General features: G+C 71.5%; 12 protein-coding genes. 6 read left to right on the top strand and 6 right to left on the bottom strand.

The genetic code is table 11. The features are described from left to right. Positions 1–38: 38 nt before the first annotated feature. The 4 genes from EV279_RS16945 to EV279_RS15500 are packed head-to-tail and all read left to right on the top strand — an operon-like array spanning position 39 to position 4,717. Positions 39–2,525: a sigma-70 family RNA polymerase sigma factor gene (locus tag EV279_RS16945; protein ID WP_208109585.1), complete on the top strand. Its 2,487-nt coding sequence runs from the start codon at positions 39–41 to the stop codon at positions 2,523–2,525. Between the two features lie 10 nt (positions 2,526–2,535). Continuing rightward, a complete protein-coding gene (locus EV279_RS15510) occupies positions 2,536–2,928 on the top strand; it encodes a YrdB family protein (RefSeq protein WP_133545635.1) in 393 nt (130 codons plus the stop codon). Beyond that, positions 2,925–4,319 carry an FAD-linked oxidase C-terminal domain-containing protein gene (locus EV279_RS15505; RefSeq protein WP_133545634.1) on the top strand — a complete coding sequence of 465 codons (1,395 nt, stop codon included), beginning with the start codon at positions 2,925–2,927 and terminating at the stop codon, positions 4,317–4,319. The genes EV279_RS15510 and EV279_RS15505 overlap by 4 nt, the downstream gene beginning before the upstream one ends. Further along, complete coding sequence (locus EV279_RS15500) at positions 4,316–4,717, top strand: NUDIX domain-containing protein (RefSeq protein WP_133545632.1); 402 nt, start codon at positions 4,316–4,318, stop codon at positions 4,715–4,717. The genes EV279_RS15505 and EV279_RS15500 overlap by 4 nt, the downstream gene beginning before the upstream one ends. A gap of 538 nt (positions 4,718–5,255) precedes the next feature. On the opposite strand, the gene EV279_RS15495 is transcribed toward EV279_RS15500, so the two are convergent. From EV279_RS15495 to EV279_RS15470, 6 genes are all read right to left on the bottom strand, one after another. Next, positions 5,256–6,035, bottom strand: coding sequence for a glucosamine-6-phosphate deaminase (locus tag EV279_RS15495; protein WP_133545630.1), 780 nt, complete (start codon positions 6,033–6,035; stop codon positions 5,256–5,258). Next, positions 6,028–6,978, bottom strand: coding sequence for an ROK family protein (locus tag EV279_RS15490; protein WP_133545628.1), 951 nt, complete (start codon positions 6,976–6,978; stop codon positions 6,028–6,030). The genes EV279_RS15495 and EV279_RS15490 overlap by 8 nt, the downstream gene beginning before the upstream one ends. Before the next feature lie 43 nt (positions 6,979–7,021). Continuing rightward, positions 7,022–7,864, bottom strand: coding sequence for a carbohydrate ABC transporter permease (locus EV279_RS15485; RefSeq protein WP_133545626.1), 843 nt, complete (start codon positions 7,862–7,864; stop codon positions 7,022–7,024). Next, positions 7,861–8,823 carry a sugar ABC transporter permease gene (locus EV279_RS15480; protein WP_133545625.1) on the bottom strand — a complete coding sequence of 321 codons (963 nt, stop codon included), beginning with the start codon at positions 8,821–8,823 and terminating at the stop codon, positions 7,861–7,863. Before EV279_RS15480 ends, EV279_RS15485 begins: the two co-directional genes overlap by 4 nt. Before the next feature lie 94 nt (positions 8,824–8,917). Beyond that, positions 8,918–10,189, bottom strand: coding sequence for an extracellular solute-binding protein (locus EV279_RS15475; RefSeq protein ID WP_133545623.1), 1,272 nt, complete (start codon positions 10,187–10,189; stop codon positions 8,918–8,920). A 103-nt stretch (positions 10,190–10,292) separates the two neighbouring features. Beyond that, positions 10,293–11,495 carry an ROK family transcriptional regulator gene (locus EV279_RS15470; RefSeq protein WP_133545621.1) on the bottom strand — a complete coding sequence of 401 codons (1,203 nt, stop codon included), beginning with the start codon at positions 11,493–11,495 and terminating at the stop codon, positions 10,293–10,295. A gap of 146 nt (positions 11,496–11,641) precedes the next feature. Between EV279_RS15470 and EV279_RS15465 the strand changes: the two genes are divergently transcribed. Both EV279_RS15465 and EV279_RS15460 read left to right on the top strand, forming a co-directional pair. Then, positions 11,642–12,130, top strand: a complete 489-nt coding sequence (locus EV279_RS15465) for a hypothetical protein (RefSeq protein ID WP_133545619.1) — start codon at positions 11,642–11,644, stop codon at positions 12,128–12,130. 94 nt (positions 12,131–12,224) lie between these two features. Beyond that, complete coding sequence (locus EV279_RS15460; RefSeq protein WP_133545617.1) at positions 12,225–13,721, top strand: L,D-transpeptidase family protein; 1,497 nt, start codon at positions 12,225–12,227, stop codon at positions 13,719–13,721. Positions 13,722–13,856: the final 135 nt, after the last annotated feature.

Raw genomic sequence — 13,856 nt, 5'->3', positions numbered from 1 at the left:
GACTCTGGCGGTCCCGTATTGCAGATCCGGAGTTCCGCGTGACCAGCATCGACAGCCCGGGCGAGGCCGTCGGGATGGGCGAAAGCCCCGAGCCCGCCGATGCCGACCTCGTCCTGCGCACCCGTTCGGGAGACAAGACAGCCTTCGGCGAACTGTGGTTCCGCCACTATCGCTCCGGCATCGCCGTCGCCCGGTCCGTGAGCCCCGCGCTCGACCCGGACGACCTCGTGCAGGAGGCGTACGCCCGCATCTACCAGTCGATCCTCCGCGGCGGCGGGCCGACCGGATCGTTCCGCGCCTACCTCTTCACCAGCATCCGCAACGCCGCGGCGGGCTGGGGGCGCAGCAGCCGCGAAGACACCGTCGACCTGCTCGACACGATCGAAGATCCGGCGACCAGTGATGAGGCGACGGATGCCGCGCTCGACCGGAGCCTGACGCACTGCGCCTTCCGGAGCCTTCCCACACGCTGGCAGGAGGTGCTCTGGTACACCGAGATCGAGCAGATGAAGCCCGCCGAGGTCGCTCCCCTCCTCGGGATGAAGCCGACCGCCGTGGCTCAGCTCGCCTTCCGGGCTCGGGAGGGCCTGCGGGAAGCCTGGATCCAGGCGCATCTGAAGTCCGTCGAGGATGGGTCCGACTGCCAGTGGACGATCGAGCGGATGGGCGCCCACGCTCGCGAGAACCTCTCACGGCGGGACCGCCGCAAGGTCGACGAGCACCTCGCCGACTGCCCGCGCTGCGCCATCGTCGCCGCGGAGGCCAAGGAGGTGTCGAGCCGGCTCGCGCTCGTCCTGCTGCCGCTCGCCCTCGGCGCGACCGGCGCGGCGGCGTACCTGGCCAACCTGCAGGGCGGCGGCGTTCCCGCGGTCGCGATGGCGGCGGGCCCGACCCCGGTGATCCCGTCCGGCGTCGGAGCCGACCCCAGCGCGGTCGTGAGCGGCACGACCTCGGGGTCGGGCGGCTCCGCCGCCGTCGGCACGAGCGGATCGGCGGCCGGGAGCGGGTCGGTCGCGGGCGGCGGCTCAGCGGCGGGAGGTTCGGCCGCAGCGGGCGGAACCGCGGCCGGAGGAACGGCGGCCGGCGGAACGGCCGCCGGAGGAACGGCGGCGGGCGGAACCGCGGCCGGCGGAACGGCTCTTACGGGAACGGCCGCGGCCGGCGGATCGGCGATCGCGGGTGGTTCGGCAGCGGTCGGAGGAACCGCCGGCCTGGTCGGCTCGGCGGCCGGCGCGACCGCGGGAGCGGTCGGGATCGGCGCGGCGGCCACCGTGGCCGGCGGCGGCGTGCTGTCGGGCATCGGCGCGATCATCGGCGTGACCACGGCGGCCGCCGTCCTCGTCGGATCGGCGGTCGCGGCATCCGTCGTCGCTCCGAGCGCCTTCGGGCTGCCGGGGCCGGATCCGGCGGCCGGCGCGGCGTCCAGCCAGACGATCGTCGAGGAGGCCTCTGCGCCCGCGGCCGGAGCCGTGTCGACGGGCGAACGCGGCGCCGGGGGGACCGGTGGCGGTGCGGAACTCTCCTACCCGGCCGGCATGCCCTCCCCCGGCGGCGCCTCGGTGACGCTCACCGACGCGCAGCCGACCGTCACGCTGACGGTCACGGGCGAGCCCGGTGCAACCGCCGAAGTGCTGCTGAACGGCGCGGTCGCCGATTCCGTCGTGCTCGACGCGTCGGGCACGGCGACGGTCTCGGTGGCGCCGACCTATGGGCAGCTCGTCAGCGACGCGCGGATCGGCCTGCGGTACCGCTCGGGCGAATGGGCGGGCACGGCCCGGTCGGTCCGCCTGAGTGATCTCGCCGATCTGGCCCAGATCCTCGCGGCGATGAAGCCGCAGACGAATCAGGGCGGCGCCAAGGGGCAGGACGCGGACGTGGATGCCGCGAGCCGCCGCGGGGCGGGCGAGCACACCACGCCGGGAACAGGTGGCCAGGGCACCCCGGGAACCGGCGGCCAGGGCGCGGGGAACGCGTCGACGGGCAGTGGCGAGAAGTCGACCGGGAACGGCGGTGCGAACGGGAACGGCAGTGCCGGTCGCGACGGGTCGGCCACCGACTCGACCGACACGACCCGCGCCACGGCGCCGGGCAGGAGCGGGACGGCCGCTCAGGCCGACCCCGGCATCCCGCGGAACGCCGGCACGACCGGCGAGAACAACCGCACGACGACCGGGGGCACGGGCGGCGGGAACGGCGCAGCCACCGGCGCCGGGAAGAGCGCGAGCGGCGTCCCCGCGGAGTCCGACAGCGGCGCAGCTTCGCCGGGCACGGCCGGCTCGAGCGCGAACAGCACAGGCTCCGGCGCCCGCGGCGCCACCTCCGCCGGCAACACCGGCACGGGTCCGGCGGGCTCCAGCGGAAGCGCGAAGAGCGGCTCCGCGGCCGGGGGAACCTCAGACCCGCGCACCCCGGCCACGCCGGGCAAGGGAAAAGGCGCTCCTCCCGAGACGCCTGCGACACAGGTCGGGCGAGGCATCCCGATCGCCCCCGTCGAGACCGAAGAGGCAGCCACGCCCGCCGCTTAGACTGGAGGTCATGCCCGACACTCCCCCGGTCCGCCCCACCGCGCCGGCTCAGCCCGAGCCCGGAGTGGGGACGCCCCTCTCGGGCATCGACATCCTCGCGTTCGTGTGTGAGCTCTTCGCGTTCGCGTCGCTGGCGATCTGGGGGTTCCTGTACTGGGCCTTCCCGTGGAACATCGTGTTCGGCATCGGCGCCCCCGTCGTCGCGATCCTCATCTGGGCGCTCTTCGTCTCGCCGCGGGCCGTGTTCGCGGTGCACCCCTTCATTCGCGGCCTCGTCGAGCTGCTCGTCTACGCGTCGGCCACGATGGCCTGGTGGAGCCTGGGCCAGCCGTGGATCGGCCTGGTCTTCGGCGTCGTCGCGGTCACGATCGGCGTCCTCGCGGGGCGGCGCCGGTTCGCGTGACGACTCCGGCCGACGACGTCGTCGCACGCCTGCGCCCTGCGCTCGGGGAGCGCGTCGACACGTCGGAGGCCGCACGGCATGACGCCCGCGCCGACAAGTCCGGGCACGCGGCATCCGGTCTGCCGCTCGCCGTCGTCCACGCGCGGTCGGTCGACGACGTGCAGCAGACCCTCCGCATCGCCACCGAGACCCGCACGCCCGTCGTGACACGCGGCGCGGGCACGGGCCTCGCCGGCGGCGCCAACGCCGGCGGCGGCGAGATCGCGCTCTCGGTGCGCGGCATGACGCGCATCCTCGAGGTGCGCCCCGACGATCTGCTTGCGGTCGTGGAGCCGGGGATCCTCAACGCCGAGCTGAACGCCGCCCTCGCCGAGCACGGCCTCTGGTGGGCGCCCGACCCCGCCAGCCGCGCGATCTCGACGGTCGGGGGCAACATCGCGACGGGCGCGGGAGGACTGCTGTGCGCCAAGTACGGCGTCGTGCGCGACGCGGTGCTCGGCGTCGACCTCGTCCTGGCCGACGGACGCCTGCTGAAGCTCGGCCATCGCACGGTCAAGGGCGTCACGGGCCTCGACCTCACGTCGCTCGTGATCGGCTCCGAAGGCACGCTCGGCGTCGTCGTCGGGGCGACGCTCAAGCTCCGCCGACTCGTTCCCGGCACGGTCTGCACGATCGCGGCGACGTTCCCCGACGTGCGGACGGCAGCCGAGGCATCCTCCGCCGTCACGGCGTCGGGCGTGCAGCCGGCGATCATGGAGCTGATGGATGCCGCGTCCCTCCGCGCCGTCCACGCTCTGCTGGAACTCGAGCCGCCCACGCCGGGGGCAGCGCAGCTCACGATCCAGACCGACGGTCCGGGGGCGGATGCCGAGGCCGACGCCATCGCGGGGGTGCTCCGCGGTGCGGGAGGCACGGTGGCCCTGACGCACGACCGCGCGGGAGGCGAGCGCCTCCTCGCGATCCGCCGCTCGATGCACCCCGCGATGGAGACCCTCGGCACGACGCTCATCGAGGACGTGTCGGTGCCCCGGAGCATGCTCCCGGCGATGTTCGACGAGATCGCTCGCGTCGAGCGCGATCACGGCATCGAGATCCCGACCGTCGCCCACGCCGGCGACGGCAACCTCCACCCGAACTTCATCTTCCACGGTGAGGTCGGGCCCGATGGCACGATCGAGGTGCCGCCCGCGGTCTGGGACGCCGCCGACGACCTCTTCCGCGCCGCGCTGCGCCTCGGCGGAACCCTCACGGGCGAGCACGGCGTCGGCGTGCTCAAGCGCCGCTGGCTCGTCGACGAGCTCGGCGATGACCAGTGGGAGCTGCAGCGCCGGATCACCCGCGTCTTCGACCCGCTCGGCATCCTCAATCCCGGCAAGGTGTTCGCGCGGTGACGCCCGAGATCCGGGTCAGCGCGGCCGTGGTGACGGATGCTGCGGCCCGCGCCCTGGTCGTCCGCAAGGCCGGGACGATCCTGTTCATGCAGCCGGGCGGCAAGCACGAGCCCGGCGAGTCCCCCGCCGCGGCGCTCGTGCGCGAGCTTCGCGAGGAGATCGGCGTCGTCGTGGACGAGCGGGCGCTGGTCCCCCTCGGGACCTTCACGACGGATGCCGCGAACGAGCCCGGCCACCGGGTCGTCGCCGACGCGTTCCGTGTGCAGATCGAGCCGGGCTCGGTGGTCCGCGGCGGCGAGATCGAGGAGGTGCGGTGGATCGGCGCGGGGGACGCGGCATCCACTCCCCTCGCTCCGCTCAGTCGCGATCTGCTGCTTCCGCTCGTCTGGGAAGGCTGAGCACTCGGCGGTCGGAGGATCAGCCCGGCGTCGGAGGATTCGGCCGGATCCATCCGACGGCGGGCGATGTCTCCGACCGAATGCGAGGGGGTCCGGCCGGGCGCGGCACGGGCGGCGCGTTTCGTCTCGCTTCGCTCGCTCAACGACCGGGGGTCACAGGCGGCGCGTTTCGTCTCGCTTCGCTCGCTCAACGACCGGGGGCACGGGCGGCGTCTGCGCACTCGGCGGTCGGAGGATCAGCCCCGCGTCGGAGGATTCGACCGGATCCATCCGACGGCAGGCGATGTCTCCGATCGAACGCCGGGGATCCGGGGGGCCGGGTGGCGCGTTTCGTCTCGCTTCGCTCGCTCAACGACCGGGGGCACGGGCGGCGTCTGCGCACTCGGCGGTCGGAGGATCAGCCCCGCGTCGGAGGATTCGACCGGATCCATCCGACGGCAGGCGATGTCTCCGACCGAACGCCGGGGATTCGGGGGTCACGGCACGCGCGGCGCGTTTCCCCTCGCCACGCTCGCTCGACGACCGTCGCGGCGGACCGTCAGATCGCCTGCCAGGCGGGCTTGTTCTCGTACGTGTAGCGGTAGTAGTCGGCGAAGCGCAGGCGCGAGGCGGCCGCCTCGTCGACCACCACGGTCGCGCGGGGATGCAGCTGGATCGCCGAGCCCGGGAGCGACGCGGTGAGCGGTCCCTCGACGGCGCCGGCGACCGCCTCGGCCTTGCCTGCGCCGAAGGCGAGGAGCACCAGGTGCCGCGCGCGCAGGATGGTCCCGAGACCCTGCGTGATGCAGTGCCGGGGAACGTCGTCGACCGAGTCGAAGAAGCGCGCGTTGTCGTCGCGGGTCTGCTCGGTGAGCGTCTTCACGCGGGTCAGCGACGCGAACGACGAGCCGGGCTCGTTGAAGCCGATGTGCCCGTCCGTGCCGATCCCGAGGAGCTGCAGGTCGACGCCGCCCGCGGCGAGGATGGCCTCCTCGTACTCCTCCCCGGCGTGCTCGATCCCGTCGAGCGACCCGTCGGGCACGCGGATGAGGGCCGGGTCCAGGCCGAGCGGCTCGACGACCTCGCGCTGGATGACCGAGCGGTACGACTCGGGGTGCGCGGGGTCGAGGCCGACGTACTCGTCCAGGGCGAACCCGCGCACGCGCGAGACGTCGATGCCCTTCAGGCGCGGCTCGAGCGCCTGGTAGACCGGAAGCGGAGTCGACCCGGTCGCGAGGCCGAGCACGGCCTCCCGGTTCCTCTCGATGAGCCGGACGATCGCGTCCGCGACGAGAGAGCCCGCAGCCGCGGCATACGGAACGATGATGATCTCAGCCACGGGCCAGCACCTCTTCGGGCTCGGGGTCGTGCGCGCCGATGAGGGCGGCGCCGAGAGCCGCCGCGGGCGAGCCGGTCGGCAGCAGCTCGACGCGCTCGTCGAGCCGCAGCGACCGCATGAACGGGGATGCCTCGGCACTCGCGGCGAGCTCGGCCGCGACGTCGGTCATCAGGCGCTGCCCGAGCGCGGTCACTCCGCCGCCCAGCACGACGACATCGACGTCGGCCGTCAGCACGAGGATCCGCACGCCCGCCGCAACACCCCGCGCGAGACCGACGCGGAGCGCCTTGGCCTCGGGATCGCCGGCGTCGGCGGCGTCGAACACGTCGCGCACGGGAAGCTGTGCGGGGCGGCCCCACCGCTCGGCGATCGCCCCGCCCCCGGCGAGCGCCTCGATGCAGCCGCGCTGACCGCACCGGCAGAGCGGACCGTGGGGGTCGACCGAGATGTGTCCGACCTCGCCCGCCGTGCCCCGCGCACCGCGCCACAGCTCGCCGTTCGCGACGATGCCGGCCGCGATGCCGGTGCCGAGATTCAGATAGGCCATCGAGCCGTGGCGGATGCCGAACCCGGACGCGCCGCCGCGCAGAGCGTACGCCCCGAAGGCGGCGGCCTTGACGTCGTTCTCGACACGGACCGGGATGCCGAGCGCCGGCGCGACGGCCCCGGCGAGGTCGAGCTCGTCGACGCCGAGGTTGACCGCGTGCGCCACGCGCCCCGTCTCCGCCTCGATCTGGCCCGGGATGCCGATGCCCACCGATTCGATGTCTTCCAGGCCGACCGCGGCATCCGTCGCCACGGCGCGAACCGCCGCGACCGCGGTGCGCACGATCTCGTCGCCGCCCCACCCGGTCGCCAGGCGCACGCGGGCGGCAACGGCACCGACGGAGTCGACGACGACCGCGTCGGTCTTCGTGCCGCCCATGTCGAGTCCGACTCTCACCGGCCGTCCTCCCCTCGGAGGGCGGCTGCATGCTGCGCGCCCATCAGCCCTTGACCGCCCCCGACACGAGGCCGCTGGTCATGCGGTGCTGGACGATGAGGAAGAACACGATGACCGGCACCGCCATGATCGTCGAGGCGGCCATGATGAGCGCCCAGTCCGTCGCCTTCGTCGCCTGTACGAACGCGCGCAGCCAGATCGGCAGCGTCATCGATTCGGGACGCGTCATGATGACCAGCGCGAAGACGAACTCGTTCCACGCCTGGATGAAGGCGAAGACGCCCGTCGCGATGAGTCCCGGGGCGAGCAGCGGGAAGGTGATCCGCCAGAAGGCGCCGGTGCGACTGCATCCGTCGATCATCGCCGCCTCTTCGAGGTCCGCCGGAACACCGTTGACGAACCCGCGCAGCGTCCAGATCGTGAACGGCAGCACCAGGGCGATGTAGACGAAGCTCAGGCCGATGATCGTGTTGAGCAGGTACCAGCCGTCGAGAAGACGGAAGACCGAGACGATCATGGCCTCCGCCGGGATCATCTGGATGACGAGGATCGCGATGATGAACGACGTGCGGCTGCGGAAGCGGTAGCGCGAGACGGCGATCGCGGCGAGGAAGGCGAAGACCAGCGCGGCGACGAGGGTCAGACCGGTCACGGCCATCGAGTTCAGGAGAGACGTCACCAGGCCGTCGTCGCCGAACGCGGCCTGGTAGTTCTTGAGCGTGAACTCGTCCGGCCACCAGTGAGGAGCCGTCGACTGCAGCGCCGAGTTCGGCAGGAACGACGAGTTCACCATCCAGTAGACCGGGAACAGGGATGCGACGATCACGACGATCGCGGCGATGTTGAGGAAGACGCGCGAGACGGCGCTTCGCGGACGGGCGGTCATGACTCCTCCTGCTTGAGCATCGAGCGGATCCAGTACGCCGAGATCGGCAGCAGGATCGCGACGAGGATGACCGAGATCGCGCCGCCGGCGCCGAGGTCGCCGGAGGCCATCGAGACGCTGTAGATGTAGACGCCGATCGTGTTCGTCTCGGCCCGCACGCCGCCGATCGACTGCAGGGCGTAGATCTGCGCGAACACCCGCAGGTCCCAGATCACCTGCAGGACGAGGACGACGAGCAGGATCGAGCGGATGTAGGGAAGGACGATGAGACGGAATCGGGCGAGCCCGCCCGCACCGTCGAGCGACGAGGCTTCGAGCACCTCGTCGGGCACCTGGGTCAGGCCCGCGTAGGTGCTGAAGGCGACGAAGGGGATCGCGCCCCACGTGATGATGATCGCCGCGACGGCGAAGAAGCTGACGGGATCGATGAGCCAGCTGTGGCCCATCCAGTTCTCCCCGGTGAGCTGGGTGAGCGCCCAGTTCACCAGGCCGTACTGCGTGTCGAAGATCCAGCCCCAGACGATCGTCGCGGTGAGAGCGGGCATCGCCCACGCGAGCAGCAGCGAGACCGAGACGGCTGTGCGCATGACGGCGCCGAGCTTGGTCATGAGGACGGCGATCGCGACGCCGAGGAGCATCGTGGCGACGACGCTCACGACGCACAGGGCGATGCTGCGACCCAGCACGCCCCAGAACTCGGGGTCGGTCAGCACCTCGGCGTAGTTCTGGAGCCCGATGAACTCGGGCGGGGCTCCGAAGATCTGGGCGCGGCCGAACTTCTGGAACGACATGATCACGAGCTGCACGAGCGGCCAGCCGATGAACACGGCGAGCATGATCAGCGCGGGCGCGAGCAGCGCGAGCGGCGTCCAGGGGAACTTCCGTCGCTTGGGCGGCGATCCGTGGTCGGACGGCGCCGCGGGGCTCGACGCCACCTCAGGAATGGAGATGGTCGACATGACTCGCCTCCTCTCAGGGGAATTCTGTCGGACCCGGGGTCCGGCGGACATGGGACGGGGCGCCCCGCACGCAGGGCGCCCCGTCGGGACGGCGTCAGCCGTTGAGGATCGCCTCGATCTGCTCATCGGCGTCCTGCGCGAGCGACTTCACGTCGCCGCCGTTCGCGATGTTCACGAAGAGGTCCTGCATGATGCCCTGCGCCTCGACGTCCGCCCAGTTCGGGGATGCCGGGGTGAGCTTGGCGTTTGCGGCGGCCGCGGCGATGACCTGGGCGAGCTCGGGCGTGGCGGCGGCGACCTCGTCGCCGAGCGACGTCAGGGCGGGCACGAGGCCGGCCTTGGCGAGGATCGTCTGGTAGTCGTCGCTCAGCATGATCTCGAGCGCCTTCTTGGCGAGGTCCGGGTTCTGCGACTTCGCGGCCACGCCGACGTTGGAGCCACCGGCGAACACCTGAGCGGTGCTGCCCTCCTTCATGCCGGGCAGGGCGAAGTAGCCCGTCGTCTCGGCGACGGCGGTGGGCTGCTTGTCCTCGTCGGCGACGATCGACCAGTACGCCCAGCTCGGCGCCGAGTAGGTCGCGGCCTGCTCGGTGCGGAAGGGCACCCAGCCGTCGGCCTCGTCGCCGTCCTTCGGAGCGAGCGACGCCTGCGTCATGAGCGTCTGGACCTGCTCGAGGCCCTTGACCGAGGCGTCGTCAGAGAGCTGGGCGTCCCACTTGTCGCCCTTCTTCACAGCGATCTCGCCGCCGTTCTCCCAGATGAAGGGCAGGGCGTTGTACCAGTCCTTGCCCGGGAAGTAGACGCCCGAGACTCCGGGGAGCGCCTGCGCGAGGGTGAGGCCGTTCGACACGTAGTCGTCGAGCGTCGCGGGGACGGTGACGCCGGCCTGGTCGTACATCGCCGTGTTGTAGAACACGACGCGTGCGCCCGAGTAGTACGGCGCGGCGTACAGCTTGCCGTCCCACGAGCCCGCCTCGACGAAGCCGGGAAGCAGGTCGTCGCCGCCGAGCTCCTTCTTGATGTCCTCGATGTCGAGGAGGGCGCCGCTCGAGGTGAAGGCAGGCGCCTGCGTGTTGCCCATCTCGACGACGTCCGGGCTGTCGTTCGACGACAGGCTCGTCGTCAGCTTGTCGACGAGGCCGGTCCACTGCTGCTCCTCGATGACCAGCGTCGAGCCCGGGTTCTCCTCCTCGAACGTCGTCTTGAGGTAGTCACGGGCTTCCTGCGGCGTGTCGGTGCCGACGAGCCAGACGCGGATCTCCGCGCCTTCGCTGCCCGTGGAGCCTGCGTCGCCTCCCGTGGAGCAGCCGGCGAGGACGAGCGCCGAGGCGCCGAGCAGTGCGAGTGCTCCGAGCGTCTTCTTCATGGTGTCTTCCTTTTGTGTTCTCTTGGTTTTCGGAGGGGCCGGGGCGGCCCATCCGGGGGAAGTTCGGGTGTCCGGGATGCCCCGGGAGCACGGTCGGGCTGTGCTACGACACCCCCAGTTGTCCCGACAGGACCATGACGGCCGCGCCGCGCAGGACGATGTCCTGGCCTTGCTCCGTCATCCGCACACGGACGCCGTCGTGGAACTCGGCGAGCGTTCGGGTGCGGAGGGTCTCGACGGTCGCGTGCGCGAGAGGTCCGTCGAGAAGTTCGGTGGGGCCGGAGAGCACGATCTCCGACACGTCGAGCACGCCCACGACCGGGGCGAGGGCGATCCCCAGGCGCTCCCCCGCATCGCGGAGGATCCCGGTGCGGGCCTCGTCGTCGGGGGCTTCGGCGAGCCGGGCGGACAGCGGGGGCACGGCGAGCCACGCCTCGAGGCATCCGATCTTGCCGCACACGCACACGGGGCCGCCGTCGGTGCCGACGGTGACGTGGCCGATCTCGCCCGCCGCGAAGTGCGCTCCCCGCATGGGCTGACCGGACGCGAGGAGGCCGGAGCCGACACCGCGTCCGACCTTCACGAGGAGGACGTCGTCGCCGGCGCCGCCGAAGGTGTACTCCGCCAGGACGGCGGCGTTGGCGTCGTTCGCGACGAGGACGGGAAGGCCGAGCTCCTCGCGCAGCGTGCTCTCGAGATCGAAGCCGGCCCACCGGAAGTTCGGAGCGGTGAGGATCACGCCGTGCTCGTTCACGACGCCGGGGGTGCCGACGCCGACGCCGAGCACGGGAGCGTGCGAATCGGCGACGAGTTCGCGCGCGAGGTCGACGACGACACCCACGACGTCCTCGTCGGCGCCGGGGACGGGGACGTGGCGGCGGGCGACGATGTCGCCGTCGAGGGTCAGGACGGCCCCGATGAACTCGTCGCTGCCGGAGAGATCGAGGCCGACGATGCGGTGGCCGTCGCGGTCGAGGTCGACGAGCATGGCGGGCTTTCCGGGTCCGGATGCCTCGCGCACGCCCTTCTCGGCGACGAAGCCGTCGGCGATGAGCTCGCCCACGAGATCCGAGATCGTCACCCGGGTGAGACCCGTCTCGCGCGATAGGTCGGCGCGGCTCATCGCGCCCTGGTGGAAGAGCGTCTGCATGACGAGCGACCGGTTGTGGCCGCGCGCGTGCTCGGGGAGCACCTTGCCGCCCTGGCGGAGGGCGCGGCCGGGCCCGAAGGAGCGCCCGGCGCTTCCCGAGGCGGTGCGCGGCGGCTCGAGGGTGGAAGAGCCGCGCTGCGCTTCCGATGCAGTCATGTTTGTTAGTAGACCTTACGAACAAACGAAGCGCAAGTCTGGACGCTGATTTGGATGGAGGGTTTACAAACTTGTTACATTCCGTGATCGACACCTGTTGTCTTCAACGGGCGGATGCTGTCGCTTATGGTGGGCGCGGAGGCATCATGAACCGTCGCATCGCCGCCCTGTCGCTCTCGGTCGCCGCCGTGCTCGCCCTCGCCGGCTGCACGGTCGCGCCCCCTTCAGACGACGCGGACACCTCGACCCGCACCGCGCCGAGCAGCTCGGCCTCGGCGCGCCCCTCCCCCTCGGCGAGCGGGGATGCGCAGTCGATCGAGGAGGCCTGCACCCTCATCCAGGACACGATCACCGAAGCCACCGAGGACTTCGGCGAGGCGGCGACGACCGACCCCGCACAGGTCGTGGAGGCGATGGAGTCAGCCGCCGAGAAGCTCTCGGCCGCGGCATCCCGGATCTCCAACGACGACGTGGCGGCCGTCCTGCCGGACCTCCAGGACATGTTCGCCAAGACCGCGGAAGTCATGCAGGGAATCGTCGACGGCGACGTGTCGAAGCTCGAGGAGCTGTCGACGCTCGGTGACGACTTCCAGGAGACGAGCGAGCGATTCCAGCAGCTCTGCGCGCCGGAGTGAGCTCAAGCGGGCGACTGTGATAGGACCGTTGCCCATTTGGAATATGTCATCCCGTAGCATGGAACGGCATGTTCGGGAGCCGGGGGGTTTTGGCATGACCGATCTGGCCACGAGGCCTGACGCCAATGAGTCGTCCGACGACGAGACGGCGACCATCGACGCCACCGCGCAGTCGGACGACACCGTCGAGACGGCACCGCCCGAGTACGAGTGGGCTCCGACCGAGCCGGCTCCGAAGAAGCGCCACCTGTGGCTGTGGATCGGGATCCCGGTCGCGGCGGTCGCCGTCGGCGTCGGCGTGACCTCCCTGTTCCTCATCGCCCCCGGCACCTCGATCGCCGGCGTGCCCGTCGGCGGTCTCACGCCGGGCGCCGCCGCCGAGGCGGTGCAGAGGCAGCTCGACGTGACGACCATCGTGCTCACGGGCCCGGGCGGAGACGCCGAGATCACGGGCGACGAGCTGGGCGCGACGATCGACGCCAAGGCCCTCGCCGACGAGGCCTTCGCCGCGCACCCCGCGTGGAACCTGACCGCCTGGAACCCCGAGGCGACCGAGGTCGTCGTGACCCTCGACCCCGAGACCGCGACCGAGGCGCTTCGAGCCGCCGTCCCGTCGATGTACACCGACCCGACGAACGCGACGATCGCCTTCGACGGCGCGAGCGCGACCTACGTCGTCGGGCCCGCTGTCGACGGATCCGGCATCGACGTCGCGTCGGTCCAGACGGCGCTGACGGATGCCTTCGCCTCCGGCGAGACGACGGTCGACCTGGCTGCCACGATGGCGGCCGTCCCCGCCGAGGGGACGACCAGCGTCGCCCAGGCGACCGCCGGCATCCTCAACGGCATGCTCGACACCGCCGGCTTCTACGTGGGCGAGGAGCGGACCGTCCCGATCGACCGCGCGACCTTCGCCTCCTGGCTCACCGTCACCCCCGCCGAACGCGGGACCTTCGCGATCAGCGCCGATGCCAACGCCATCCAGCCGATGGTCGACGGCCTCGCCGGCGCCGTCAACCGCGCGCCGGTCGACTCGACCACGATCGTCAACTCGTCGGGCCGCGTGCTGAGCACGCCGACCGAGGGGGTCGTCGGGCGCGAGCTCGGGGCGACGGACGGCATCGCGAAGTCGTTCGCCGAGCAGATCGGCGCGGGCAACGCCGCGTACGCGCTCCCCGTCACCGAGGTGCCGTTCACGACGACGAGCCTCGCGCGGATGCTCGAGGTGGACCTCAGCGAGCAGCGCCTGTACGTGAAGGAGAACGGCAACGTCGTCGACTCCTGGCCCATCTCCAGCGGCACGGGCAGCACGCCGACCTACACGGGTCGCTACACGATCGGCTACAAGACCTCGGTTCAGACGATGAACGGCTACGACCGTGACGCGGCCGGCAACATCACGGGCACGTATTCGACGCCCAACGTCCGATGGCCGATGTACTTCAACGGCGGCCAGGCCTTCCACGGCGTGTACTGGCACAACAACTTCGGCCGCACGATGAGCCACGGCTGCGTCGGCATGCCGGAGTGGCGTGCACAGTGGATCTACAACTGGGCGCCGAGCGGCACGGACGTCTACATCCACAACTGACCGACAGCAGCTTCGGACACGAAGAAGAGCGGATGCCTCGTGAAGTGGCCCCCGGAAGTTGGACTGGCCATTTGAGAGCCTAAGTCGCAAGGGCCTGCGCTCGGTATTGCACCGGGCTCAGGCCCTTGAGCTTTG

Origin of the sequence: Microbacterium sp. BK668 (assembly GCF_004362195.1) — a bacterium.
Lineage (GTDB): Bacteria > Actinomycetota > Actinomycetes > Actinomycetales > Microbacteriaceae > Microbacterium.
Note: the sequence above shows the minus strand (reverse complement) of the source record. Positions and strands in the feature narration are given on the sequence as shown.

Coding starts and splice junctions, on each gene's coding strand:
- EV279_RS15510 (WP_133545635.1), top strand. CDS start 2,536: ATGCCCGACACTCCCCCGGTCCGCCCCACCGCGCCGGCTCAGCCCGAG.
- EV279_RS15485 (WP_133545626.1), bottom strand. CDS start 7,864: ATGACCGCCCGTCCGCGAAGCGCCGTCTCGCGCGTCTTCCTCAACATC.
- EV279_RS15480 (WP_133545625.1), bottom strand. CDS start 8,823: ATGTCGACCATCTCCATTCCTGAGGTGGCGTCGAGCCCCGCGGCGCCG.
- EV279_RS15475 (WP_133545623.1), bottom strand. CDS start 10,189: ATGAAGAAGACGCTCGGAGCACTCGCACTGCTCGGCGCCTCGGCGCTC.
- EV279_RS15470 (WP_133545621.1), bottom strand. CDS start 11,495: ATGACTGCATCGGAAGCGCAGCGCGGCTCTTCCACCCTCGAGCCGCCG.
- EV279_RS15465 (WP_133545619.1), top strand. CDS start 11,642: ATGAACCGTCGCATCGCCGCCCTGTCGCTCTCGGTCGCCGCCGTGCTC.
- EV279_RS15460 (WP_133545617.1), top strand. CDS start 12,225: ATGACCGATCTGGCCACGAGGCCTGACGCCAATGAGTCGTCCGACGAC.